Source organism: Pseudomonas sp. NFR02 (genome assembly GCF_900119375.1).
Lineage (GTDB): Bacteria > Pseudomonadota > Gammaproteobacteria > Pseudomonadales > Pseudomonadaceae > Aquipseudomonas > Aquipseudomonas paracarnis.
Window position 1 is genome coordinate 1 of sequence record NZ_FPJJ01000005.1, and the last position, 26600, is coordinate 26600.

The 26600-nt window shown below is 60.1% G+C and carries 20 protein-coding genes, 2 rRNA genes and 1 pseudogene; 15 read left to right on the forward strand and 8 right to left on the reverse strand.

Annotated elements, in window-relative coordinates; translation table 11 throughout:
• The 8 genes from BT199_RS15930 to BT199_RS15965 all read left to right on the forward strand — a co-directional run.
• Positions 1-202 (forward strand): 23S ribosomal RNA (locus BT199_RS15930); the annotation flags it as partial.
• Between the two features lie 157 nt (positions 203-359).
• Positions 360-475 (forward strand): 5S ribosomal RNA (gene rrf / locus BT199_RS15935).
• Between the two features lie 159 nt (positions 476-634).
• Complete coding sequence (gene recC, locus BT199_RS15940; protein WP_072434960.1) at positions 635-4087, forward strand: exodeoxyribonuclease V subunit gamma; 3453 nt, start codon at positions 635-637, stop codon at positions 4085-4087.
• Positions 4084-7755: an exodeoxyribonuclease V subunit beta gene (recB, locus tag BT199_RS15945; protein WP_072434962.1), complete on the forward strand. Its 3672-nt coding sequence runs from the start codon at positions 4084-4086 to the stop codon at positions 7753-7755. Before recC ends, recB begins: the two co-directional genes overlap by 4 nt.
• The gene (recD, locus tag BT199_RS15950; RefSeq protein ID WP_072434964.1) at positions 7752-9821 is read left to right on the forward strand and encodes an exodeoxyribonuclease V subunit alpha; all 2070 of its coding nucleotides are present in this window, start codon (positions 7752-7754) and stop codon (positions 9819-9821) included. Before recB ends, recD begins: the two co-directional genes overlap by 4 nt.
• 142 nt (positions 9822-9963) lie before the next feature.
• A complete protein-coding gene (locus BT199_RS15955; protein ID WP_014719921.1) occupies positions 9964-10530 on the forward strand; it encodes a regulatory sequestration protein YfiR in 567 nt (188 codons plus the stop codon).
• Positions 10527-11789 carry a diguanylate cyclase DgcN/YfiN gene (locus BT199_RS15960; RefSeq protein WP_020302524.1) on the forward strand — a complete coding sequence of 421 codons (1263 nt, stop codon included), beginning with the start codon at positions 10527-10529 and terminating at the stop codon, positions 11787-11789. Before BT199_RS15955 ends, BT199_RS15960 begins: the two co-directional genes overlap by 4 nt.
• A 5-nt stretch (positions 11790-11794) precedes the next feature.
• Complete coding sequence (locus BT199_RS15965; protein WP_014719919.1) at positions 11795-12283, forward strand: outer membrane lipoprotein YfiB; 489 nt, start codon at positions 11795-11797, stop codon at positions 12281-12283.
• Between the two features lie 155 nt (positions 12284-12438).
• Here BT199_RS15965 and BT199_RS15970 read toward each other — a convergent pair.
• Positions 12439-12534: pseudogene (locus BT199_RS15970) on the reverse strand (DUF3077 domain-containing protein); the annotation flags it as partial.
• A gap of 148 nt (positions 12535-12682) precedes the next feature.
• Here BT199_RS15970 and BT199_RS15975 point away from each other — a divergent pair.
• Genes BT199_RS15975 through BT199_RS15985 form a run of 3 tightly spaced genes read left to right on the forward strand, consistent with a single transcriptional unit; the run spans position 12683 to position 15479 of the window.
• Positions 12683-13630: a TauD/TfdA family dioxygenase gene (locus BT199_RS15975; RefSeq protein ID WP_072434968.1), complete on the forward strand. Its 948-nt coding sequence runs from the start codon at positions 12683-12685 to the stop codon at positions 13628-13630.
• 53 nt (positions 13631-13683) lie between these two features.
• Positions 13684-14532, forward strand: coding sequence for an EamA family transporter (locus BT199_RS15980; protein WP_003194121.1), 849 nt, complete (start codon positions 13684-13686; stop codon positions 14530-14532).
• Positions 14532-15479, forward strand: coding sequence for a LysR substrate-binding domain-containing protein (locus tag BT199_RS15985; protein WP_072434970.1), 948 nt, complete (start codon positions 14532-14534; stop codon positions 15477-15479). The genes BT199_RS15980 and BT199_RS15985 overlap by 1 nt, the downstream gene beginning before the upstream one ends.
• A gap of 45 nt (positions 15480-15524) precedes the next feature.
• Here BT199_RS15985 and BT199_RS15990 read toward each other — a convergent pair whose 3' ends face one another.
• Positions 15525-15815 carry a DUF3077 domain-containing protein gene (locus tag BT199_RS15990; RefSeq protein WP_034133670.1) on the reverse strand — a complete coding sequence of 97 codons (291 nt, stop codon included), beginning with the start codon at positions 15813-15815 and terminating at the stop codon, positions 15525-15527.
• Between the two features lie 330 nt (positions 15816-16145).
• On the reverse strand, positions 16146-17093 hold the full coding sequence (locus BT199_RS15995) for a LysR family transcriptional regulator (RefSeq protein WP_014719918.1): 948 nt from the start codon (positions 17091-17093) through the stop codon (positions 16146-16148).
• Between the two features lie 133 nt (positions 17094-17226).
• Between BT199_RS15995 and BT199_RS16000 the strand changes: the two genes are divergently transcribed.
• Positions 17227-18744, forward strand: a complete 1518-nt coding sequence (locus BT199_RS16000) for a CoA-acylating methylmalonate-semialdehyde dehydrogenase (RefSeq protein ID WP_014719917.1) — start codon at positions 17227-17229, stop codon at positions 18742-18744.
• Positions 18745-18759: 15 nt separating this feature from the next.
• Entirely contained in the window at positions 18760-19647 is an 888-nt protein-coding gene (gene mmsB, locus BT199_RS16005) for a 3-hydroxyisobutyrate dehydrogenase (RefSeq protein ID WP_072434972.1), read from the forward strand.
• Positions 19648-19694: 47 nt separating this feature from the next.
• Here mmsB and BT199_RS16010 read toward each other — a convergent pair whose 3' ends face one another.
• Entirely contained in the window at positions 19695-20039 is a 345-nt protein-coding gene (locus BT199_RS16010; RefSeq protein ID WP_019817873.1) for a cupin domain-containing protein, read from the reverse strand.
• 364 nt (positions 20040-20403) lie between these two features.
• Here BT199_RS16010 and kynB point away from each other — a divergent pair, with 364 nt between their 5' ends.
• Positions 20404-21054: an arylformamidase gene (gene kynB / locus BT199_RS16015; RefSeq protein ID WP_020302521.1), complete on the forward strand. Its 651-nt coding sequence runs from the start codon at positions 20404-20406 to the stop codon at positions 21052-21054.
• Positions 21051-21908 carry a tryptophan 2,3-dioxygenase gene (gene kynA / locus BT199_RS16020; protein ID WP_072434974.1) on the forward strand — a complete coding sequence of 286 codons (858 nt, stop codon included), beginning with the start codon at positions 21051-21053 and terminating at the stop codon, positions 21906-21908. Before kynB ends, kynA begins: the two co-directional genes overlap by 4 nt.
• A gap of 160 nt (positions 21909-22068) precedes the next feature.
• Here kynA and BT199_RS16025 read toward each other — a convergent pair whose 3' ends face one another.
• From BT199_RS16025 to antA, 4 genes are all read right to left on the reverse strand, one after another.
• Positions 22069-23469: an amino acid permease gene (locus BT199_RS16025; protein ID WP_044274391.1), complete on the reverse strand. Its 1401-nt coding sequence runs from the start codon at positions 23467-23469 to the stop codon at positions 22069-22071.
• 71 nt (positions 23470-23540) lie between these two features.
• The gene (gene antC / locus BT199_RS16030) at positions 23541-24548 is read right to left on the reverse strand and encodes an anthranilate 1,2-dioxygenase electron transfer component AntC (RefSeq protein ID WP_072434976.1); all 1008 of its coding nucleotides are present in this window, start codon (positions 24546-24548) and stop codon (positions 23541-23543) included.
• Between the two features lie 75 nt (positions 24549-24623).
• The gene (gene antB, locus BT199_RS16035) at positions 24624-25115 is read right to left on the reverse strand and encodes an anthranilate 1,2-dioxygenase small subunit (RefSeq protein WP_072434978.1); all 492 of its coding nucleotides are present in this window, start codon (positions 25113-25115) and stop codon (positions 24624-24626) included.
• On the reverse strand, positions 25115-26506 hold the full coding sequence (gene antA / locus BT199_RS16040; RefSeq protein ID WP_072434979.1) for an anthranilate 1,2-dioxygenase large subunit: 1392 nt from the start codon (positions 26504-26506) through the stop codon (positions 25115-25117). Before antA ends, antB begins: the two co-directional genes overlap by 1 nt.
• Positions 26507-26600 lie beyond the last annotated feature (94 nt).

Sequence of the window (26600 nt, forward strand, 5' to 3'; positions counted from 1 at the left end):
CCAGTGGCATTGCCGGGTAGCTATGTTCGGAATAGATAACCGCTGAAAGCATCTAAGCGGGAAACTAGCCTCAAGATGAGATCTCACTGGAACCTTGAGTTCCCTGAAGGGCCGTCGAAGACTACGACGTTGATAGGTTGGGTGTGTAAGCGCTGTGAGGCGTTGAGCTAACCAATACTAATTGCCCGTGAGGCTTGACCATATAACACCCAAGCAATTTGCGAACTCGAGAGAGACCAGATTGCGGTGTGTGAAGACGAAGATGAACCGAAAGTTCGACGCTCACAAAACACCAAGATCTATCACCTACCCAATTTGCTGAAGCGAGGCCAACTGGCCACGACTCAGTACCCGAATTTCTTGACGACCATAGAGCATTGGAACCACCTGATCCCATCCCGAACTCAGCAGTGAAACGATGCATCGCCGATGGTAGTGTGGGGTTTCCCCATGTGAGAGTAGGTCATCGTCAAGATTAAATTCCGAAACCCCAATTGCGAAAGCAGTTGGGGTTTTGTTTTGGGCGCTCGAAAAGTGTCCGCCTTGTCCCCGCACGCCTGTCAGGCTGTGCCCGCCCCGTGCGCCACAGTGCTAAAGTCCACCCCTCGATTTTGCTTTTCCCAAGGAAGCCGTTATGCCGGACGCGACGTCCCTCAGCCCTGGATTCATGGTGGTTCACGGCAACCGCCTGGACGAACTGCGCAGCCTGGTGGTCAGTTGGATGCGCCGTTACCCACTGGCGCCTTTGGAAAACGAAATCGCCCTGGTACAAAGTAACGGCATCGCCCAGTGGCTGAAGCTGGCCTTGGCTGAAGATCCGCAAGAAGATGATATGGGCGGCTGTGGCATTGCCGCAGCCATCGACGTACAACTGCCTGGCAGCTTTATGTGGCAGCTCTATCGCATGGTCCTGGGCCGCGACGAAATCCCGCCCAAGTCCCTGCTTGATAAAGCCCCGCTGACCTGGCGCCTCATGCGTCTGTTACCCGAGCTGATCGACCAACCGCACTTCGAACCTCTGCAACGCTTCCTGACGCAAGACACCGACCTGCGCAAACGCTACCAACTCGCCGAGCGCCTGGCTGACCTCTTCGACCAATACCAGGTCTACCGTGCCGACTGGCTGGAGGATTGGGCCGCAGGCCGGCATCAACTGCGCAATGGTCGAGGTGAGTCCAAACCGCTCAACCCAGCCAACTGCTGGCAAGCCGAGCTGTGGCGCGCGCTGCTGCTGGATGTGGGTGAAGCAGGCATGGCCGAAAGTCGGGCCGGTGTACATCAGCGTTTCATCGAGCGCATCAACAGCCTTGAACAAGCACCGCCCGGCTTGCCTCCCCGGGTGATCGTCTTCGGCATCTCATCGCTGCCGGCCCAGGCGCTGGAAGCCTTGGCGGGTCTGGCCCGTTTCAGCCAGGTCCTGCTCTGCGTGCATAACCCCTGCCGCCATCATTGGTCGGACATCGTCGCCGACAAAGACTTGCTGCGTAACGAATACAAACGCCAGACGCGCAAAGCGGGCATGCCCGTCACTATCGACCCACAAACTTTGCACCAGCACGCCCATCCGCTGCTCGCTGCCTGGGGCAAGCAGGGCCGTGATTACATCAGTCTGCTGGACAGCTACGATGATCCCAACAGCTACCGCGCCGCATTTCGCGACGGTCGTATCGACCTGTTCAGCGACAGCGAACCCACCACGCTGCTCAACCAACTCCAGGACGATATCCTTGAACTGCGCCCGTTGAATGAAACCCGTGAACGGTGGCCCGCTGTCGACTTGCAACGCGATACTTCGATCCGTTTCCATATCGCCCACAGCGCCCAGCGCGAAGTAGAAATCCTCCACGACCAATTACTTCATCGCTTCAGCGCCGACCCCACCTTGCGCCCTCGGGATATCATCGTCATGGTCCCCGACGTCGACAGCTACGCACCGCATATTCGCGCGGTCTTCGGCCAGCTCGAACGCCATGACCCACGCTTTATCCCCTTCACCCTCACAGACCAAGGTCAACGTGGCCGCGACCCGCTGTTGATTGCTGTGGAGCACCTGCTCAAACTCCCCGACAGCCGCTTCCCCGTCAGCGAAATCCTCGATCTGCTCGACGTCCCGGCCCTGCGCGAACGCTTCGCCATCAAAGAGCGTGACCTGCCCACCTTGCATCGCTGGATCGAAGGGGCCGGCATCCGCTGGGGCCTGAATGCCGAGCAACGCGCCGGTTTGGGCCTGCCCGCGGAACTGGAGCAGAACAGCTGGCGATTCGGCCTGCGCCGTATGCTGCTGGGCTATGCCGTCGGCACCGGCACGGCCTGCGACGGTATTGAACCTTATGACGAAATCGGTGGCCTCGATGCGGCCTTGATCGGCCCGCTGGTCGGCTTGCTCGACGCCTTGCACGATGCCCATCAAGCGCTATCGGAACCCGCCGCGCCACAGGCCTGGGGCGAGCGTCTACAACGGTTGATGCAGCTGTTTTTCCTGCCCAGCAGCGAGCACGATGACTACCTGCTGGGCCAGCTCGAACAGCTAAGAGAAACCTGGCTGGAAACCTGCGAATCCGTCGGCTTGCAAGACGAGTTACCCCTTACGGTAGTACGTGAGGCATGGCTTGCCGGATTGGATCAAGGGCGCCTGTCCCAGCGCTTCCTGGCGGGAGCGGTCAATTTCTGTACGCTCATGCCCATGCGTGCGATCCCGTTCAAGCTGGTCTGCCTGCTCGGCATGAACGACGGCGATTACCCGCGGGCCCAGCCACCCCTGGATTTTGACCTGATGGGCAGCGATTACCGCCCCGGCGACCGTTCTCGCCGTGAAGACGACCGCTACTTACTGCTCGAAGCGCTACTGTCAGCCCGTGACCAGCTGTATATCAGCTGGGTAGGCCGCAGCATCCGTGACAACAGTGATCGCCCGGCCTCGGTACTGATCGGCCAACTGCGCGACCACTTGGCCAGCGGCTGGCAGCACGCCAACAATGATCAGCCGCTGCTCGACGCAATGACCCAAGAGCACCCGCTGCAACCCTTCAGCGCACGCTACTTCCACGAAGGCGATTCGCTGTTCAGCTATGCCCGCGAATGGCAATTGCTGCATCAGGCACCGGCGGTCATCACCCAAGAGCAAGGCTTGACCCCTCACCAACAGGAAGAACCCCTGAGCCTTGGCCAGTTACAGGACTTCCTGCGCAATCCGGTCAAACACTTCTTCAGCCAGCGCCTGAAAGTATTCTTCGAAGCCGCTGAAGTGCCCCTGGCTGATGAAGAACCCTTCGTGCTGGACGCATTGCAACGCTACAGCTTAAGCGACAGCCTGCTGAACGCGGCACTCACCCAACCCGACCAACTCGATCAGGCGCTCAACGCCCAGGCCCTGCGCCTGCAAGGCAGCGGCCTGCTGCCGATGGTCGGTTTCGGTGAATGCCTGCGTAACGAGTTGATCGAGCCGTTGCCGGACCTGGTGCAACGCTATCAACACCTTCTAGCGCTGTGGCCCACCCCGCATACTGGCGCTGAACCGATCAGCTTTGCGTACCAAGGTATCCAGCTGGAAGGTTGGATCAGCGGTCTGCACCGACGCAGTGATGGCGGACTGTTAAGCGTCACCACCATCCCCAACAGTATTGGCTCGATCAAGACACGCAAGTGGCACCGCCTCATCCGCCCTTGGGTCAATCACGTGGTGGCCTGCGCCTGTGGCCTGCCCTTGAGCACCGGCCTGGTAGCCAGTGACGACACCTTGTTGTTGGCCCCACTGGACAAGGCCGGCGCCGAGGACATCCTCGGTAACCTGCTGTTGGCCTGGCACACGGGAATGAGCGCGCCGCTACCGGTCGCAGTGAAAACCGCGTTCGCCTGGCTCGGCCAGACTGACCCCGCCAAGGCCCAAGCGGCAGCGAGCAAAGCCTATGAAGGCGATGGCATCACTACAGACGGCGAACGCCGCGAAACGCCTGCCCTTACGCGGCAATTTCCCGACTACGCGGCCCTGGTCGCCAGTGAAGAGTTCGAAGGCTGGTGCGAAACCCTGTATCGCCCGCTGATCAACGCCCCCTGGCGATCGCTTTCCAGCACGGAGGCTGACGCATGATCGGCAAACCCTTGGCCCTGGCGTTCCCGCTCAAAGGCAGCCAGTTGATTGAAGCCAGTGCCGGCACCGGCAAGACCTTCACCATCTCCGCCTTGTACCTGCGCCTGGTGCTCGGCCACGGCGGTGGTGAGTCCGGTTTCGGCCGCGAACTGCTGCCACCGCAAATCCTCGTGGTGACGTTCACCGACGCCGCCACCAAGGAGCTGCGTGAACGCATCCGCATCCGCCTGGCCGAAGCCGCGCGCTTTTTCCGTGACGAAATCGAGCAGCCTGATGCGCTGATTGCCGACCTGCGTGAGCAATATGAACCGCAGCAATGGCCCGCCTGCGCTAACCGGCTGGACATCGCCGCCCAATGGATGGATGAAGCCGCCGTCTCGACGATCCACAGTTGGTGCCAGCGCATGCTGCGCGAACATGCGTTCGACAGCGGCAGCCTGTTCACCCAGACCCTGGAAACTGACCATAGCGACCTGCTGGGCGAAGTGCTGCGCGACTACTGGCGATTGTTCTGCTACCCAATGCACGACGATGCCCTCAACTGGGTGCGCAACCATTGGGGCGGCCCCGCGGCGCTGATGCCACGGGTGCGTGCGTTGTTCGGCAGCGGGCGGCCCACCGACGAAACCCGCGAGCCAGCCGAACTGATCACCGCCTGCCTGCAAGAACGTCGTGCCGCGCTGGTTGCTCTCAAGGCACCCTGGCAACAATGGGCCGCCGAGCTGCGGGATATCTGCCTGCAAGCCGTGGCCGCCAAGGCGGTCGATGGGCGCAAGATGCAAGCGCGCTACTTCGAGCCCTGGTTCGAAAAGATCAGCGCCTGGGCCGCTGACGAAACCCTGGAACAACTGGACATCGGCACCGGCTTCACCCGCCTGACGCCTGACGGCATGGCCGAAGCGTGGAAAGGCGAGCCGCCGCAGCACCCTGGCATCGAGGCCATGGCCAGCCTCAAAGCCAGCCTCGACGCCTTGCCAACGCCCGACGCGGCGGTGCTGCAACACGCTGCCGGCTGGGTCGGCAAACGCTTCGAGGAAGAGAAACGTCGCCGCGCCGAGATGGGGTTTGACGACATGCTGATCCGCCTCAACGCCGCCCTCCAGGCAGACGGTGGCGAGCGCCTGGCCAGCGTGATCCGCGAGCAATTCCCGGTGGCCCTGATCGATGAATTCCAGGACACCGACCCGGTGCAATACAGCATCTTCGACAGCATCTACCGCATCGAAGAAAACCACCTCGACAGCGGCCTGTTCCTGATCGGCGACCCCAAGCAGGCGATCTACGCCTTTCGCGGCGCCGACATCTACACCTACCTGCGCGCCCGGCAATCCACCACCGGCCGTCATCACACCCTGGGCACCAACTTCCGCTCCAGCCATGCGATGGTCGAGGCGGTGAATCACGTGTTCCAGCGTGCGGAAACCGGTCGTGGTGCGTTCCTGTTCCGTGAGCCCAATGGGGATAACCCGGTGCCGTTTCACCCGGTGCTGTCCCAAGGCCGCAGCGAACACCTGCAGGTCGACGGCCAACCAATGCCGGCCATGAACCTTTGGCACCTGCCCACCGACCAGCCGATTTCCAACGTGGTTTACCGTCAACACCTGGCCGCCGCCTGCGCCACGCAAATCGTTGCGCTGCTCAACGGTGGGCAGCAAGGCACGGCGGGCTTTGTAAAAGAGGGTAACCTCAAGGGCGTGTTGCCGTCAGACATCGCCATCCTCGTGCGCGATGGCAAGGAAGCCCAAGCCGTACGGGCGGAACTGGCCTGCCGTGGCGTGCGCAGTGTGTACCTGTCGGATAAAGACTCGGTGTTTGCCGCCCAGGAAGCCCATGACCTGTTGGCCTGGTTGAAGGCTTGCGCCGAACCCGATGTCGAACGCCCGCTGCGTGCCGCCCTGGCCTGCGTCACCCTGAACCTGTCCCTATCGGAGCTGGAGCGTCTGAATCAGGACGAACTGGCGTGGGAATCACGGGTGATGCAGTTCCGTGGCTACCGTGCCATCTGGCGTACCCAAGGCGTGTTGCCGATGCTGCGTCGCCTGCTCCACGACTTCAAGCTGCCGCAAACCCTCATCGCCCGCAGTGATGGCGAGCGGGTGCTGACCAACCTGTTGCACCTCAGTGAATTGTTGCAACAGGCCGCCTCGGAACTGGATGGCGAGCAGGCGTTGATCCGTCATTTGGCCGAGCATCTGGCGCTGTCGGGACAGGCCGGTGAAGAGCAGATCCTGCGCCTGGAAAGCGACGAGCAACTGGTCAAAGTGGTGACCATCCACAAATCCAAGGGCCTGGAATACGACCTGGTGTTCTTGCCGTTCATCTGTTCGGCCAAGCCTGTGGACGGCAGTCGCTTGCCGCTGCATTACCACGATGGACAGGGCAAGTCCCACGTCAGCCTGCGACCCACGGCCGAGCTGATCGCCCAAGCCGACGATGAGCGCCTGGCCGAAGACCTGCGTTTGTTCTATGTGGCCTTGACCCGCGCCAAACACGCCTGCTGGCTAGGCATCGCCGACCTCAAGCGCGGCAATAACAGCAGCTCGGTCTTGCACCTGTCGGCGTTGGGCTATTTGCTTGGTGCTGGCGCGTCGTTAGGCGAATCAGCGGGTCTGGCGCGCTGGTTGCTGGACTTGCAGCAAGGCTGCGCGGCCATCGGTTATGACCATGTGCCGGACGCCCAAGACATCCTGTTCCACCCGCCGCGCAATCAAGCGACCCTGCTCGCACCATTGCTGCCTGAACGTAAGGCCACGGAAAACTGGTGGATTGCTTCCTACAGTGCCTTGCGCATTGGCGACAGCATGAGCGCCGCCAGTCTTGAAGCACCGGAAAGCCCCCAGGCCCAGAAACTGTTCGATGACGAACGCCTCGACCCCGATGCGCCACGGGAAGTGGTGGCGTCCGGCGGTGATATTCATCGTTTCCCACGCGGTCCTAATCCAGGCACCTTCCTCCACGGCTTGTTGGAGTGGGCCGGTGAAGAGGGTTTCAACGTGACGCCCGAGGCCATCGAAAAAGCCGTGGGCGCACGTTGTAACCGCCGCAACTGGGAAGGCTGGATCGTCACCCTCAGCGGCTGGCTGGGTCATCTGTTGCAAACGCCGTTGCCGCTGTACAACGACCACGTGACCTTAAGCGGCCTTCAGCAGTACCAGATCGAAATGGAGTTCTGGTTCGCCAGTCACACAGTCGATGTGCTGGCCCTCGACAAACTGGTGTGCCAGCACACCCACGGCGGTGTTTCCCGTGTGGCCGCTGAGCCGGTGCTGCTCAACGGCATGTTCAAGGGGTTTATCGACCTGACGTTCGAACACGATGGCCGCTACTACGTGGCGGACTACAAATCCAATTGGCTCGGCCCCGACGATTCGGCCTACACCCAGCAAGCCATGGAGCACTCGATTCTTGAGCATCGGTACGACCTGCAATACGTACTTTACCTGCTGGCCCTGCACCGCCAGCTCAAGGCGCGCCTGCCTGATTATGACTACGACCAGCACGTCGGCGGCGCCCTGTACCTGTTTCTGCGTGGCACCCAGTCGGTGAGCCAGGGGGCGTATTTTACCCGGCCGCCCCGCGAGCTGATCGAAAGTCTGGATCTGCTGTTCCAGGGCAAGCCTATCCCGCCCAAGGTCGAGCCCGTCTGGGAACAAGGAGTGTTGCTATGAGCCTGTCGCCGTTACCGCTAGAGGAGCTGGCACCGCTGAGTCGCGCCACCGACCTGGTGCAGTTGCTTGAGCGTTGGGTCGAGCGTGGCTGGTTGCGGGCCCTGGACAAAGCCTTCGTCGGCTTCCTGCATGAGCTTGACGCCCAGGCCGACCCCTTGGTCTTGTTGGCGGCCGCCTTGACCAGCCATCAACTGGGCCATGGTCACGTCTGCCTTGACCTGTTCGAAACCCTCAAGGCGCCGGACTTCGCCCTGTCATTGCCGCCCGAAGGCGACCTGCACACTGGCGCCATGCTGCTGCCGTCGCAATTGCTGCACGACCTGGACGGTGCCCATTGGTGCCATGCCCTGGCGTGCAGCCCATTGGTAGCGCTGGCGGTCGATGGCAGCGACGCGGCCCAGAGTCGTCCGTTGGTGTTGTCTGGCAAGCGCCTGTACCTGCGCCGCTACTGGACCTACGAGCGACGTATCGACCGCGCCCTGCGCCTGCGCCTTGCGAACGTGGAGCCCGCAGCTGCCGATTTGCCACAACGCCTCAACCGCCTGTTCGACCAACCGGCGCCCGACGGTGTAATTGACTGGCAAAAGCTTGCCTGTGCCCTGGCAACCCGCGGCGCCTTCAGTATCGTCACCGGCGGCCCCGGCACCGGCAAGACCACCACCGTGGTGCGCCTGCTCGCGTTGTTGCAGGCACCCGCTGTGGAGTCCGGCAGCCCGTTGCGTATTCGCCTGGCTGCGCCCACCGGTAAAGCCGCTGCGCGCCTGACCGAATCCATCAGCCAGCAAGTGCTGTCACTGACAGTGCCCGACGACGTGCGGGAAAAAATCCCGACCCAGGTCACCACGGTTCATCGCCTGTTGGGCAGCCGTCCGGGCACCCGCCACTTCCGGCATCACTTGGGTAATCCATTGCCGCTGGACGTGCTGGTGGTGGATGAAGCCTCGATGATTGACCTGGAAATGATGGCCAACCTGCTCGATGCCTTGGCGCCCCATGCGCGTCTGGTATTGCTGGGCGACAAGGACCAGTTGGCGTCGGTGGAGGCCGGTGCGGTACTCGGCGATTTGTGCCGTGACGCCGAAGCCGGCTGGTACAGCCCGCAGACTCTGCAATGGCTGCAAGCGGTCAGCGGCGAAGACCTCAGTGCCAGCGGCCTGCAAGAAGACCTCGATGCCCGTCATCCCCTGGCCCAGCAGGTGGTGATGCTGCGCTATTCGCGTCGTTTCGGCGAAGGCAGCGGCATCGGCCAACTGGCGCGCTGGGTCAACCAGCAGAATGCCGAAGAGGCTCGTCAGTTGCTGGCCGCGCGCCGTCATGACGACCTGTTTTGCCTAAGCCTCAAGGGCGAGCATGACCACGCCCTTGAGCGCTTGGTGCTGGACGGGCAGGGCGACGGCGCCCAGGGTTATCGCTACTACCTGAACCTGCTGCAATCGGCACGTCCACCTCTGGATACGCCGCGCGATGACCCGGCCTGGACCTATTGGGCGCAACAATTGTTGCAAGCCTTTGATGCGTTCCAATTGCTCTGTGCCGTGCGCAAAGGGCCCTGGGGGGTTGAAGGGCTGAACCAGCGCATCACCGCGGCCCTGCGCAAAGTCCGCCTGATCGAAGGCGACGAGCAGTGGTACGAGGGCCGTCCGGTCTTGATGACCCGTAACGACTATGGCTTGGGCCTGATGAACGGGGACATCGGCATCGCGCTGAAACTGCCCGAAAGCGATGGCGGCCCCCACGTGCTACGCGTGGCCTTCCCACGTAACGATGGCCAGGGTGGCGTACGTTTCGTGCTGCCCAGCCGCTTGAATGATGTCGAAACCGTGTATGCGATGACCGTACACAAATCCCAGGGCTCGGAGTTCATCCATACGGCGCTGATCCTGCCGGATGCTTTGAACCCGGTGCTGACCAAAGAATTGATCTATACCGGTATTACCCGCGCCAAGCGCTGGTTCAGCTTGATCGAGCCCCGGGGTGGCGTGTTTGAAGAGGCGGTACGGCGAAAGGTCAAGCGTTTGAGCGGGTTGATGCTGGAGTTGGACGCCGCACCGGAAAAAACTGACTGATAGGTCATGAAATATTTCTGATTCAGATGTCTGATTTTTCTGAAAAAATAGTAGGCCCCGTGCCAGCCGTGCTGCGCGGGGGTTCCCGCCGCTGTGCTATCGTTGCGGCATCACCCTGGAAAATACCTGAGAGAAGTGCTGCATGAACGTGGCTGTCTCGCCCACAGAGCGCAGTTTGAGCTGGAGACGCATGTTGCGGGTGGCGGTTCTGTGCCTGCTCGCGCCGCAGGTATGGGCGCAGACGCCCAGCCTCGCCGAGCAGCGCGCCCAGGCGGTCACCCAGGTCGTGCTGGGTATTCTCAGCTACGCGCGGTGGCCGGTGGAGCCTGCGCAATTGCGGCTGTGCATTGTCGGGCCGACTCAGTACACCGATGACCTGGTCAAAGGCACTACCCAGGCCACCGGTCGTCCGGTGCGGGTGCGGCGCCTGCTGGTCGATCATCCGGATATCGTCAATGCCTGCGACGCCATCTACATCGGCAAAATCACGCCTGACGAACGCAACCGCCTGTTTACTTCGTTGATTGGTCACCCTGTGCTCAGCATCAGCGAAGGGGGCGACCAATGCACGGTGGGCAGCCTGTTCTGCCTGCGGGTCAGCGATGAGCAGGTGTCATTCGAGGTCAATCTGGATTCCGTCGCCCGCAGCGGCGTGCGTATCCATCCCAGTGTGTTGCAGTTGTCTCGCCGTCGAGCGCCTGGCTCATGAGCCGCGATAAAGTGCGGCCGACCCTGCGTTCGGTGATTGCCCGCGGGCATATGATCCTGGCGCTGGTAGCGGTGACCCTGGCCAGTGTTTCCCTGACCCTGCTCGGCGTGCTGGCCCTGCGGGTATACGCCGAGCACAACCTGCACCTGATCGCCCGCTCCATCAACTACACCGTGGAAGCGGCCGTGGTGTTCAACGATAGCGCGGCGGCCACCGAAGCCCTGAGCCTGATTGCCTCCACCGAAGAAGTGGCCCAGGCAGAAGTATTTGATATCAACGGCAAGCTGCTGGCGCGCTGGGTTCGCCCGGAAACCGGCATGTTGTCACGGGTCGAGCTGCAAATAGCGCACGCCCTGCTCGAACAGCCCATCAGCCAGCCGATTCTGCGCCAGGGGCAAACTGTCGGCAGCATCCACCTGGTCGGCCACGGTGGCAGCCTGTTGCGCTTTTTGCTCAGCGGTCTGGTCGGGATTTTGATCTGCACAGCGCTCAGCGCCTGGGTGGCATTGCACCTGTCGCGGCGTCTATTGAATGGCATCACCGTGCCATTGCAACGCTTGGCCGCCGTCGCCCACGCCGCCCGCAGCGAACGAGACTTCGACCGCCGCGTACCCTCGGCGCAGATCGCCGAGCTCGACAGCCTGGGCAGCGACTTCAATGCCCTGCTCGGTGAGATGGAGGCTTGGCAAAGCCACCTGCAAAGCGAAAACGAAACCCTGGCCCACCAGGCCAGCCACGACAGCCTCACCGGCCTGCCCAACCGCGCGTTCTTCGAAGGCCGGCTGATCCGCGCCTTGCGCAGCGCCGCCAAGGTCAACGAGCGGGTGGCGGTGTTGTTCCTCGACAGCGACCGCTTCAAAGACATCAACGACAGCTTCGGTCACGCCGCTGGCGATGCCGTGCTGGTGGCCGTTGCCGACCGCGTGCGGGCGCAACTGCGCGAGGACGACCTGGTGGCGCGCCTGGGCGGTGATGAATTCGCGGTATTACTGGCGCCCCTGCACAAGGCCGAAGACGCCCATCGCATCGCCGACAAAATCATTGCCAGCATGGACATGCCGATCCCCCTGCCAGGTGATACCCAGGTGTTGACCTCCCTCAGCATCGGTATTGCCATTTATCCCGAGCATGGCGCCACTCCCGGCACCTTGCTCAACGCCGCCGACGCGGCGATGTACCAGGCCAAACGATTGTCCTCGGGCGGCCAGCAAACGGCGGAGTCGGAGCATCCCGTCGTCAACGTTCAACACAGGAGTTGATTCCCTTGTTCGCTAACACACGCATTTTATTTGTTTCTTTACTCGTCGCTTTCCTGGCCCTCAGCGGCTGCCAGACGCCACCCAAAGGCCTGACCCCGGCGCAAGTCGCCGTGCTCAAACAACAAGGCTTCGAGCTGACCGATGAAGGCTGGGCCTTCGGCCTGTCCGGCAAAGTGCTGTTTGGCAGTGACGTCGAAACCCTCAACAAACCCAGCACCGACATCGTCGAACGCATCGGCCAGGCCCTGGTAGGCGCGGGTATCGAGCGTGTGCGTGTCGACGGCCACACCGACGCCTCCGGCAAAGAACCCTACAACGTGGCCCTGTCCCTGCGCCGCGCCAAAAGCGTGGGCAAGGTGCTGACCCGCGTGGGCATGAAAGAAGAAAACATCCAACTGCGCGGCCTGGGCAGCAGCGAGCCGGTGGCGCCGAATACGACCACAGCAGGCCGCACCGAGAATCGCCGGGTGTCAATTGTAGTAATCGCGGACTAAGGCAATTCGCCCGCCTCAACCCGAAACGCAATCTATTGTGGGAGGAGGCCCCCGATAGCCGTGTGTCAGCCAATACAACTGGTGACTGACACACCTATATCGGGAGCAAGCCCCCTCCCACATTTGTTCTGCGGTGTGCTCGCGAGATTGTTCGCTCAACGGCTCGGTGTCATCGCCTGCGGCAAGTCATCCACCACGGCTTTGCCCCTCTCATACAGATAATGCGCGGCCCATGCGTATTGGTCGCCGCGAAAACCTACCAACGACCATTAGGAGTTTTCTCTGTAGGAAAAACCTGTCATGACGAATTTTAATGGCTGGGCTGATGAAGTTTCGCTTTTTCGCAAATGGTGGGCTTAGTTAAATGGACGCTATGAGTAACTACCGTACAGGATTGCGATGAATATAAATGTCAGTCATTTTCGCCAGGGAGTATCTAAAGTCAGGCTTTCAAAAGATGCATTTGCTGAGCTATTGACGGTAAGGGAGTTATTCGAGACTGTAAGTCAAGGTGTTAGATTCGATACCAAGGTCGCTTACATTAATCCTTTACAGTCAAGCGTGCTGAGAGAGGAGCTGAATAGAATACGAAATATGATCGATCATGAAAGTCATGTCTTGATTCTCGATGGCTTTAAGGTGGATAAACTTTCAACGTTCAAATCTCTGGTGTGGACATTCAGTTCCTTACTCGGTGTCCCAATGGTACAGAATCATCTTGGTCATAAAGTGATTGAGGTTTATGACCGAGGTGGCAAAAGCATTGAGGCAGGTGCGAGATACCATCAGACCCGTCAAGGCGCCTATATACATAACGGTGGTGTGAGCGACCCGCTGCCTATCGATTACTTGATCCTGGCCTGTGGACAGAAAGCACTTTTAGGAGGTGAGAGCATTCTCATCGATGCAAGCGCGGTATACGCGGAGTTGATGGCGTTCCCAGACGTATTGGAAGAGCTCAAATGCGACTTCTTTTTTGAGAATCGCGGCATGTCAGAGGATGAGCAACTGTTTAAAGCCCCCATCCTCTACTTTTCCAGTGAGGGTATTCCACTGATCAGATACTTTCGAGTCTACATTGAGTCAGCTCACCTTAAGGCAGGAGTGCCTTTAACAGCAGCTCAAACCCAGGCACTGGACTTTCTGGATACTGTTCTCGATCAGTCATCGGTTCAGCATCGAGTACTGCTGGAGCCAGGGCAAGTGCTTATTTCAGCCGATAACAAGTTTCTGCATACGCGTACGAACTTCATTGATATGAACGCTCCTCGTTCCGAGATCAATGATGCTGAGCCTTTGAGTGATCTGAATCGTTATATGCTACGGCTGTGGTTACGCAAACAATGATGCTTCGGTATTCATAACGTAAGTCCTCCCATATCCGCCATAAGCCGAGCCCCATGGACACCTCCGATATTGCGATCACGTTGGTCTTGGTCTCTGCCTTTATGCACGCCACTTGGAATGCCGTAGTTCGCGCCGGTAGCAGTCGCTTCATGACCTTGGCCATGGTCGACGGCACCGCGCTAGTGATATGCCTGCTGGCGTTGCCGTTTGTCAGTGTGCCTAGCCTGGAGGTATGGGGCTATATACTCGTCTCTGTGGTGCTCAATACGGTCTACCGGCTATTTTTGATTAAAGCGTACGAAACGGGTGACTTCGGTCAGGTTTACCCGGTGATGCGTGGGGTGCCGCCCGTATTGGTCGTGCTGTTTTCTTACTTTCTGCTGCATGAACAGTTGTCCTCCCAGGCGTTGACGGGAGTGTTGCTGATTTGTGTGGGGATTATCAGCTTGACCTTTGTGCGCAGGATGACGGCGCAGATATTCAAGCCGATCCTGATGGCGGTGTGCGCCGGTGCGTTTATTGCGTCTTACACGGTGGTGGATGCTAAAGGTGTAAGAGCCAGTGAGACGGTGCTGCAGTACATTATTTACCTGACAGTGTTCCAAAGTATCCCGATCCCGATGCTGGCGTTTTCCAAAGAGCGTTCAACCTTGGCTCGTGCGATACGTGGGCACTGGCGAGTTGGGCTATTAGGCGGTGTTTTTTACCTGGCGTCTTACGGATTGGTGTTGTTTGCCTTGTCGCTGGACGCGGTGGCCAAGGTCTCAGCTCTGCGGGAAACCAGTGTTATTATCGGCGCCATTATTGCCGCGCTGTTCTTTCATGAACGGTTCGGTTGGCGACGGATGCTTTCGGCGTTCGTCATTGTTTGCGGGATCATCTTGATCAAAGTGAGCACCTGATGGCCCAGCGTCCGCCACCCACTCCTATGCTTCAAGCGTTCGTCAGCGCTGCGCAAACCGGTAGCTTTGCGCGTGCAGCGTCTGAGCTTAACCTCACCGCCAGTGCCATTAGCCATCAAATTGCGGGCTTGGAGGAGTGGTGGGGCGTGTCGTTGTTTGAGCGGCACTCGCGTGGCGTCAAACTGACGGTGGCAGGGCAGGCTTTGTTGCCGGTTACCGATGGTTTCTTCAAATCGCTGGATGGGGTGCTGCATTCACTCAACCCCGGTAAATCCCAACCGCTGTACCTCTCATGCACGTCTTCTCTCTGTTCGACATGGCTGATCCCCAGGATGCACGGTTCTCACACTGAGGCCTCATTCAATCTAGATCTGGTGTTGACCAGCGCCGACATGAACCGCGCCAGCCTGGAGGCTCATCAATATGATGTCGCGGTGGTGATGGGGTACGGCGACTACCCGGATCATCATGTCGAATTACTGATGCGCGATGCGGTGTTCCCCGTTTGTTCGCCGGAGTTTCTGCGGTTGAAGGGTGATATCGCGCTGGAGGATGTCGCCCGCAATCCGCTGATTCATCGGGTGGACGATCAGGTGTGTCCGGGATGGGAAAGTTGGTTTGCGTTTCAGGGGCTGGCGGCGCCGCCTTATCACCATGGGCCGAGATTTCCGGATTCGAGCTTGGCGATCAGCCTGGCGGTGAAGGGCGGAGGGATTGCGCTGGGCAGGACTGCGTTGGTGTATGACCAACTGGAAGACGGTGCGTTAGTTGCGTTGAATAGCCCTGTGATGATGTCCCCTGCGGCCTACTACATCATTTGTCGAAACGGGCGTCAGTCGGAGCCGGATATTGCTCGGCTGATTGAATGGCTCAAGAACAGCGCGGGTGAGTTTCTGCGCGAAGTTCAGGCTCGGTATCCGCAAATTGCCGGGGCTGGCGCGGTTTAAATGTGGGAAGGAGCAAGGCTCCTCCCGCATTCAAACGGTATTCGCTTAACGGCCCGGCGTCATCGCCTGCGTTAAGTCATCCACCACGGCCTTGCCCATCTCACACAGATAATGCGCAGCCCATGCATATTGCTCACCGCGCACATCCATGGCGGCTTCCATCGCGAGTTTCTTGGAGTAAAAAAGTAGGGTGGAGGCGTGTTCCAATGCTTCCTCAATCGGCATGCCGGAATTAACGCGGAACAGTGGTTTTTGGTTTTCGCCGTAGTCGCCGAAGGTGACTACGCCGAGGGTGATGATGGAGGAAAGCGGTGGATCGGGAACGATCTTGGACATGGTTTTTCCTTAGGTTAATAAGTAGAAACCGCCACGGCATGTCGCTAAACATGGAAAGGTGGCAGCTGTGCGCGGGTTAGCGAACCGGTAACCTAGGAACCCGGTAGACCCGAAGGTCTCCCGCGCACAGCCGCCATAACACGATAAGGCGAGCAAAATGGCTAGCCAGGGTGATTTAGGGCGTTGAACCTACGTTTCTCGGGTCGCTAAACCCAGCCGCTGTTTTGCAGCGACCCGAGGAGGCTAGACACTCAAATCCTATGGCGCAATAGGCCAGGGATTCTCTAGGAAACGTCCTGCAATTTAAAGCGAATCGTCGTTGATGGCGCTTTAATCCGCAAACCTGATCTCCCGCGTCTCCCCCATCAACAACCCCTGATTCTGCTCCGTCACTTCCCGGATGTAATCCCACAACAACGTAATCCGCTTCAACTTCCTCAAATCCTCCCGGCAATACATCCAGAACTGTCGCGTAATCGCGATCTGCTCCCCCAGCACCGGCAACAACCGCGGGTCCTGCGCTGCCAGAAAGCACGGCAATATCGCCATCGACCGGCCTTGCTGCGCCGCCACGTACTGCGCGATCACGCTGGTGCTGCGCAAACTCGCGCTGGCGCCGGGCACGACGTTGGCCAGGTACAGCAGCTCCGAGCTGAACGCCAGGTCATCCACGTAGCTGATAAATGGATGCTCGGCCAAGTCCGCAGGTGTGCGGATCGGCGGGTGTTGGTCGAGGTAGTCCTGGGTGGCGTACAGCTGCAGTTTGTAGTCGCACAGTTTGCAGCACACATACGGTCCGTGTTCCGGGCGTTCCAGGGCGATGACGATGTCGGCTTCGCGCTTGGACAGGCTGATGAAGTGGGGCAGGGGCAGGATGTCCACCGAGATCGCGGGATAAGTGTCGACGAAATGGCTCAGTTGCGGGGTGACGAAAAAGCTGCCGAAGCCTTCGGTGCAACCCATGCGCACATGGCCCGACAGTGCCACGCCGGACCCGGACACCTGTTCGCAGGCCATGTGCAGTGTGCTTTCGATGGATTCGGCATAACCCAGCAACCGCTGGCCTTCGCTGGTGAGCACGAAGCCGTTGGTCCGGGATTTTTCGAACAGCAGCGTGCCGAGGGACACTTCCAGTGAACTGATGCGTCGCGACACGGTGGTGTAGTCCACCGCCAGGCGCTTGGCGGCCACGCTGGCCTTGCGGGTGCGCGCCACTTCGAGGAAAAACTTCAGGTCATCCCAGTTCAGGGCGCCCAGGGAGGTGATGTTTTTTTGCATATTGGACCGGCTTTTATGTACGTTCTTATTAGAGATTTGCACATCTATACTCCAAAAACAGTCCGAACGCCTCATTCTTCAAGGCGATTCAACGCCTTGGTTCTCTGCATAACGACAAGATTCTGGAGACCATATGAACGCATCTGCCGATATTTCCGTGCAACAGGTCAAGTTGCTGATCAACGGCGAGTGGGTCGAGTCCAAAACCACCGAGTGGCAAGACATCGTTAACCCGGCCACCCAGCAAGTGCTGGCCAAAGTCCCGTTCGCCACTGCCGATGAAGTCAACGCCGCCATTGACGCTGCCCATCGCGCTTTCCAGACCTGGAAGCTGACACCGATCGGCGCGCGCATGCGCATCATGCTTAAGCTGCAAGCCTTGATCCGCGAACATTCCAAGCGCATTGCTGTAGTCCTCAGCGCCGAGCAGGGCAAGACCATTGCCGATGCCGAGGGCGATATTTTCCGTGGCCTGGAAGTGGTCGAACACGCCTGTTCCATCGGCACCCTGCAAATGGGCGAGTTCGCCGAGAACGTGGCCGGCGGCGTGGATACCTACACCCTGCGCCAGCCTATCGGCGTATGCGCCGGCATTACCCCGTTCAACTTCCCGGCGATGATTCCGCTGTGGATGTTCCCGATGGCGATTGCCTGCGGTAACACCTTCGTACTCAAGCCTTCCGAGCAAGACCCGTTGTCGACCATGCTCCTGGTGGAGCTGGCGCTGGAAGCCGGCGTACCGGCGGGCGTGCTCAACGTGGTGCACGGCGGCAAGAGCGTGGTAGATGCACTGTGCACCCACAAAGACATCAAGGCGGTGTCCTTCGTCGGCTCGACGGCCGTCGGCACCCATGTCTATGACCTGGCAGGCAAGCACGGCAAACGCGTCCAATCGATGATGGGCGCCAAGAACCACGCGGTGGTGCTGCCGGATGCCAACCGCGAGCACACCCTCAACGCCCTGGTCGGCGCCGGTTTCGGCGCGGCGGGCCAGCGTTGCATGGCCACCTCGGTGGTGGTGCTGGTGGGTGCGGCCAAGCAGTGGCTGCCAGATCTCAAGGCGTTGGCACAAAAGCTCAAGGTCAATGCAGGCAGCGAAGCCGGCACGGATGTCGGCCCGGTGATTTCCAAGCGCGCCAAGGCACGCATCCTTGAACTGATCGAAAGCGGCGTGAAAGAAGGCGCCAAGCTGGAGCTGGATGGCCGCGATATCAAGGTGCCGGGCTTCGAACAAGGTAACTTTGTCGGCCCGACTCTTTTTTCGGGCGTGACCACCGACATGCGCATCTACACCGAGGAAATCTTCGGCCCGGTGCTGGTGGTGCTGGAAGTCGACACCCTCGATCAAGCCATCGCCCTGGTCAACGCCAACCCGTTCGGCAACGGCACAGGTCTGTTCACCCAGAGCGGTGCGGCGGCGCGTAAATTCCAGAGCGAAATCGATGTGGGCCAGGTCGGCATCAACATCCCCATCCCGGTGCCAGTGCCGTTCTTCAGCTTCACCGGCTCCCGCGGTTCCAAGCTCGGCGACCTGGGCCCTTACGGCAAGCAAGTGGTGCAGTTCTACACTCAGACCAAAACCGTCACCAGCCGCTGGTTCGACGATGACACGGTCAACGATGGCGTCAACACCACCATTAACCTGCGCTGAACCTGGGAGACGATCATGAAGATTGCATTTATCGGCCTGGGCAACATGGGTGCGCCCATGGCCCGCAACCTGATCAAGGCTGGGCACGCGCTTAACCTGTTCGACCTGAACCAGGCGGTACTCAAGGAACTCGCCGAACTGGGCGGCACCATAAGCAGCTCGCCGCGTGATGCGGCCCAGGGCGCCGAACTGGTGATTACCATGCTGCCGGCCGCCGCCCACGTGCGCAGCGTGTGGCTCAACGACGACGGCGTGCTCGCGGGCATCGGCAAAGGCATCCCAGCGGTGGATTGCAGCACCATCGATCCGCAAACCATCCGTGATGTCGCGGCAGCGGCGGCGAAACAAGGTGTGGCCGTGGCCGATGCACCGGTCTCCGGTGGCACCGGCGGTGCCCAGGCCGGGACGCTGACCTTTATGGTTGGCGCCAACCCGGAACTGTTCGCCACCCTGCAACCGGTGCTGGCGCAGATGGGCCGCAATATCGTGCACTGCGGCGATGTCGGCACTGGGCAAATCGCCAAGATCTGCAACAACCTGCTGCTGGGTATCAGCATGGTCGGCGTCAGTGAAGCCATGGCCCTGGGCGATGCACTTGGCATTGATACACAAGTGCTGGCCGGCATCATCAACAGCTCCACGGGGCGCTGCTGGAGTTCCGATACCTACAATCCTTGGCCAGGCGTGATCGAGACCGCGCCATCATCGCGTGGCTATACCGGTGGTTTTGGTGCCGACCTGATGCTCAAGGATTTAGGCCTGGCCACCGAAGCTGCACGCCAGGTGCACCAGCCGGTGATCCTCGGCGCAGTGGCCCAGCAGCTGTATCAATCGATGAGCCAGCGTGGGGAAGGGGGCAAGGACTTCTCGGCGATCATCAACAGCTATCGCAAGCCCAAATAAAAACCTGTGGCGAGGGAGCAAGCTCCCTCGCCACAGGTTTTGCTGGGTCAGGCAAACACAAAATACTTACGCACCGTCTCGACCACTTCCCACGTTCCTTTCATCCCCGGTTCCACCACAAAGATATCCCCAGCCCGCAAGTGGATCGGCTCCATGCCTTCAGGCGTGATCACGCAGTAGCCTTCCTGGAAATGGCAGTATTCCCACTTCACGTATTCCACGTACCACTTGCCCGGTGTGCAGATCCAGGTGCCCATGATCTTGCTGCCGTCTTCGCTGGTGTAGGCGTTGAGGTTGACGGTGTGCGGGTCGCCTTCGAGCTTTTCCCATTTGCAGGCATCCAGGACCGGCAGTGGGTGGGTGTCGCGTAGTACGGTGATGGGCTTGGTCATGATGACTCCGAGGCAGGGAAGGGAAAGCTCAACCCTAAGGCCTCGGGCGTTGCGCCAGTGGTCTGAACTCGACATTGGGATGCCCAGAAGCGCAGTCACCTGAACACCGCAGTCCCCTGTGGGAGCCGGGCTTGCCCGCGATGACGCTGGCACAACAAGCATCTCCATTGCCTGACACTCCGCTATCGCGGGCAAGCCCGGCTCCCACAGGAGGTCTTGGTGTATCTGAGCGACAGATCTGTGCATCAAACCGCTGTTTCCTCGCAGTAACTGCGAAATATTTCCCGTGGCGCGCCAGAATTCGCAAGAAAATTCAGAGCTGGCCCTCGTATCATTCACCCCAGTACCCCGTGAGAGCCTTGCAATGAAACCAATAAAAACGTGGTGGGATATCAGCCCGCCCTTGAGCACGGCCACCCCGACCTGGCCGGGCGATACACCGTTCCAGGAAGAGCGCGTGTGGCAGTTCGGCCCGGAGTGTCCGGTAAATGTGGGGCGCGTCACCCTGTCGCCGCACACCGGTGCCCATGTGGATGCGCCGCTGCATTACAGCGCCGATGGGGCGCCGATTGGCGAGGTATCGCTGGATGTGTACATGGGCCCGTGCCGGGTATTGCATTGCCTGGGCAGCGGCGCTCTGGTGCAGCCCCATCAGTTGCAAGGGCGTGTGGATAACCTGCCGGAGCGCGTGCTGCTGCGCACTTATCCACAAGCGCCACTCACCGACTGGGATTCGAACTTCACCGCCATCGCCCCCCAGACCATTGAGTTGCTGGCCAGCCTGGGGGTGCGCCTGATCGGTATCGATACGCCGTCCCTGGACCCGCAGCAATCCAAGACCATGGATTCGCACAACGCCGTGGCGCGCCATGGCATGGCGATCCTCGAAGGCATCGTGCTCGATGACGTACCGGAGGGCGACTATGAACTGATCGCGCTGCCGCTGCGCTTCGCCAACCTGGACGCGAGCCCCGTGCGCGCCATTCTCCGCCCGCTCAAGGAGCCCACGCGATGAGCCAATGTCCTTTCTCAGCTGATTACCAACCGCCGGAAGAATGGCATAACGCCGAACTGAATTTTTCCGAGTCCATGAGCTATGGCGATTACCTGGACCTGGGCAAAGTCCTCAGCGCCCAGCACCCGCTGTCGCCGGATCACAACGAAATGCTCTTCATCATCCAGCACCAGACCTCGGAGCTGTGGATGAAATTGATGCTGCACGAACTCAAGGCCGCCCGCGAACATGTGCGCCTGGGTGAGCTGCCACCGGCGTTCAAGATGCTGGCGCGGGTGTCGCGGATCTTCGATCAACTGGTGCACGCCTGGGCGGTGCTGGCGACCATGACCCCGTCGGAATACAAGGCGATTCGCCCGTTCCTGGGGCAGTCGTCGGGGTTCCAGTCGTTTCAGTACCGCGAGATCGAATTCATCCTCGGCAACAAAAGCCCGGCGCTGCTGCGGCCCCATGCTCATCGCCCGGAGTTGCTGCAGCAATTGCAGGTGGCGATTGCCACGCCGTCGTTGTATGACGAGGCCGTAAACCTGATGGTCAAGGCGGGGCTGGCGATTGATCCCAAGCGCGCCGAGCGCGACCCGACCGCAGCCACGGTGCACGATGAATCGGTGGAAGCGGCCTGGCGCGAGGTGTATCGTGACCCGAGCCGTTACTGGGATTTGTATCAGTTGGCCGAGAAGTTTATCGACCTGGAAGATTCGTTCCGCCAGTGGCGCTTCCGGCATGTCACCACGGTGGAGCGCATCATCGGCTTCCAGCCGGGTACTGGTGGTACTGAAGGCGTGGGGTACCTGCGCAAGATGCTCGACACGGTACTGTTCCCTGAACTCTGGCGAGTACGTTCCACGCTCTAATAAAAAAGCCCCGGATTACCGGGGCTTTTTTCTAGGTGAAATACAGTCAATTGTGGGAGCTGGCTTGTCGGGTCGCCGCATCGCTGCGATGGCGGTGTATCAGTCGGCTCATCCATTGGCTGACACGCCGCAATCGCGGGCAAGCCCGCTCCCACAGGGGTTACTGCGCCACGGCAACCTTCCCGTTTCTGATCCGAAACCGATAGGCGATGTAGATAATCCCCACCCACACCGGCATCGCATACACCGACTCGCGAATCCCCGGAATCGCCAGCATCACGCCAATGATCATCACCATGAACGCCAGGCACAGGTAGTTGCTGAACGGGAACCAGAAGGTCTTGAACGACGGCGTCACGCCTTGCTCGCCCATGGCCTTGCGGAACTTGATATGGGTCAGGCTGATCAATGCCCAGTTGATCATCAACGAAGCAACCACCAGCGCGAACAGCAACTCCAGTGCACTGTGCGGCGCCACGTAGTTGACCACCACGCACAGCATGGTCACCAGCGCCGAAATCGCCAGGGCCCGCAGCGGCACGCCTTGTTTGTTGAGCTTCATCAGCGCCTTGGGCGCGTCACCTTGCTCGGCCAGGCCGAACAGCATGCGGCTGTTGCAGTACACGCCGCTGTTGTACACCGACAACGCCGCGGTCAGCACCACGAAGTTGAGGATGTGGGCGGCGGTGTCGTTGCCGATCAGCGAGAAAATCTGCACAAACGGGCTGCCGCTGTAGGCATCGCCCGACGCGCCGAGGGTTTGCAGCAGTTGATCCCATGGGTACAGCGACAACAGCACGGTCAGCGCACCGACGTAGAAAATCAGAATGCGGTACACCACCTGGTTGATCGCTTTGGGGATCACCTTGCGTGGTTCGCTGGCTTCGGCGGCGGTGATGCCGACCAGTTCCAGGCCACCGAACGAGAACATGATGAAGGCCATGGACATCAACAGCCCCATGCCGCCATTGGGGAAGAACCCACCGTGGCTCCACAGGTTGCTGACCGAGGCTTGCGGGCCGCCGGTGCCGCTGAACAGCAGGTAGCAGCCGAGCACGATCATGCCGACAATCGCCACCACCTTGATGATCGCAAACCAGAATTCGGCTTCACCGAAGAACTTCACGTTCAGGGTGTTGATCAGGTTCACCGCGACGAAGAACACCAGCGCGCTGACCCAGGTTGGGATCTCCGGCCACCAGAACTGGATGTACTTGCCCACCGCCGTCAACTCGGCCATGCCCACCAGCACGTAGAGCACCCAGTAGTTCCAGCCCGCCAGGAAGCCTGCGTAACCGCCCCAGTATTTATGTGCGAAGTGGCTGAAGGAACCGGCCACCGGCTCTTCGACGATCATCTCGCCGAGCTGGCGCATGATCAGGAACGCGATAAACCCGGCTACCGCATAACCCAGGATCATCGACGGCCCCGCCGACTTGAGTACCCCGGCCGAGCCGAGGAACAAGCCTGTACCAATCGCACCTCCCAAGGCGATCAGCTGAATGTGCCGGTTCTTCAGGCCGCGCTTGAGGCCCACCGGGTTAACCATGTCATCCGCCATTAACATTCCCTTCTACTTGTTTTTCTCAAGGGTGATTGCACGCCGCATCGGCCCCTCAGAACTGCTGAGGGTCAGATATTACTCTGCGTAAACTTTTCGTAATACAACTGAACGCCATCAAGTGTCTGATCCGCCAGCCATTGTTGGATGGATTCGACCATTGGAGGGGGGCCGCACACGTACATATCCGCCGATCTGTCCCGCAATTCGGCCAGGTCGAAATGCTCGGTGAGGTAGCCGCGTTTGCCCGTCCACTCGGCTGAGGCGTCGCTCAGCACTTCGGTGTAGCGAAAGTTCGGGATTTTCGTCGCGTAGGCTTGGATACGTGCCGCTTCACATAAGTCTTCGGCGCCGCGAACGCCGTAATACAGATGCACAGGTTGCGTGCAGCCATTGACGGCCAGTTCATCGAGCATGCCCAACAACGCCGACAACCCTGTGCCGCCCGCCACCAGTACCAGCGGTTGGGTGACATGCCGCAGATAAAACGCACCCAAGGGCGCCTCCATCAGCATTTCATCACCTACCTGGCAGCGTTCACGCAGGTAGTTGCTCATGACTCCGTCGGGCAGCAGGCGTACCAGGAACTGCAACTGATTACCCGGCCGGTTGGCGAAGGAGTAGGAGCGCCAGCTATCGGTGCCGGGCACCGACAGACGCGCATATTGGCCCGGCAAAAAATCCAGTGGCTGGTCCAGTTGCACCTGCAAGATGGCGGTGCTGGTCGAGACCTGCTGCACCGCGCTCACCGTGCCGCGTACCTGCACGGGCCCGGGGGCGTTGCACAGGCTCGAATCAAAGTCGAAATAAAAGGTGGCGTCGGACTTCACCCGAGTCTGGCAACTGAGCATCTTGCGCTGTTGCAGGTCGAGGCTGGAGAGCGCTTCCTCGTCGACGTAGTCCTGGGTGTACTCACCGGATTCGCAACGCCCCTGGCAGGTGCCGCACACACCTTCGCGGCAATCGAGCGGGATCTTGATGCCGTTGCGCAGGGCCGCGTCCAACAGGATTTCATGGGCGCCCACCGGGAAGAACAGGGTCTTGCCATCGGCAAAGCTGAAGGCCACTTTGTGATTCATTCACATGACTCCGTGGATAGGTATGAACCCCTTGTAGGCGCGAGCAAGCTCGCTCCTACAAGGGATGCGGCACCATTACAGGTGATAGAAATCCAGCACCGAGTTGATGGTGTCGTTGAGCAGCAAGGCGTGCTTGCGCATGATCAGCCAGCTGTCGCCCGCAGGCTTGAGGCGGTACGTGGCATGCCCATAGAACTGCTCGGACGTGGCGAGGCGATAGAAGAGCGTGTGCCAGTTCAAACGCACCTCCAACGTGTCGTCGGCCTGCTCGGCAATGCGTACGTTATTGATCAGGTGCAAGGTGCGCGGCATCGGCGTGGCAGAGGCGGCTTTGCCGGTGCGCAGGCGGAACACACGGTCTTCCAGGCCTGAGCGGTTGGCGTAGTAGATCAACGACATTTCGCGTTTAGGGTCTTTGGTGTAGACGTGTTCGGAGTCCCATTGCGGCAGGTGAAACTCACTCTGCGGGTCGAACAACTGCACATAGGCATCCCAGTCCTGGGCGTCGCACAGTTCGGATTTGCGGTAGAAAAACTGCTCGATCTGGTACTGCAATTGCGCATTCATCACTTCACCTCCCGCAGTGTCAGCGCTTGTCGCTCCAGGCCCTTGAGCAGGAACTGCTGCCAGTTGCGATGCTGGTTGACGTACAAACCTTCGTGGGTGAACTCGGTGCCGGTCATGGCTGGTTGGATGCCAATGGCTTCGCTGTTGGGCGTCGGCCCAGTCTCCCAGCGATGGCTGCCACGTGAGATGTCGCTCCAGCGTTCCAGGCGGCCCTGGAAACCGCGCTGGGCTTCGCGAAACTCCACCAGGTCATCGGGCGTGCCCATGCCCGAAACGTTGAAGAAGTCCTCGAACTGGCGAATCCGGTTTTCGCGGTCGGCGTCGGACTCACCCTTGACCCCCAGGCACTGGCTGATGATCTCGGTCTTGTTCCAGGCCACCGGGCGGATGATGCGCAACTGCGAGCTGATCTGGTCGAGAAAGAACAGGCTGGGGTAGATATTCAGGTTGCGCAGGCGGTGCATCATCCACTCGGCCTTCTGCTGGCCGTGTTCTTCTACCAGGCGCGGCATGATGGTGGCGTACCCGGAGCGTACGCTGGGGTTGGGCATGTCGCTGAACAACACGCTGTGGCCATTGTTGAAGGCGAACCAGCCGTCGTCGGTATTTGCGTCGCCGGCGCCGAGCTTGCTGTAGTCCAGCGTCGTGCTGGAACCTGCGCCGTTCTCGGTGTTGACCTGCTGGCGATGCTGCACGGTGGCCACGTAGTTGTAGTGAACGGTGCTGACGTGATAACCGTCCAGGCCGTTTTCGTTTTGCAGCTTCCAGTTGCCGTCGTAGGTGTAGGCGGACTTGCCCTGCAGCACCTCCAACTCTCCGGTGGCCGATTGCGCCACCATCATGTCGAAGAACACTTTGGCGTCGCCGAGGAAATCTTCCAGGCTGTCGGTGCCGTTCACGTCCAGGCTGATAAACACAAAGCCCTTGTAGCTGTCGATGCGCGCTTTTTTCAGGCCGCGGGTGGCCTTGTCGAAACCTTCCGGGTATTCCCCCGGCGCCTTGACCTTCACCAGTCGGCCATCGCTCTTGTAGCACCAGGCGTGGAACGGGCAGGTGAAGGTGGACTGGTTGCCCTTGCCCACGCGGGTGAGGGTGGTGCCGCGATGCTGGCAGGCATTGATCAGCGCGTTGAGCCGGCCTTCGCCGTCGCGGGTGATGATCATCGGCTGGCGCCCGGCGCGCATCGTCACGAAGTCGTGGTTATGGGCCAGTTCGCTTTCGTGGCAGGCGTAGATCCAGTTCTTCTCGAAGATCAGTTCCATCTCCAGGTCGAACAGCTCGGGCTCGGTGAACATGTCGCGGGCGATGCGGAACACTTCATCCGCCGGGCGAAAGTCCAGGCAACTTTCGATAAAGGATTTCCACTGCTCGACGGTTCTTGCACCACTCATGGGAGGCACCTTTTGATCATGGCTAAACGGTGAGCCATTAAGCGGCTGCGATGCGGTGGCGGGCTATCCGCTTAATGGGGGAACGCAGGCCGCA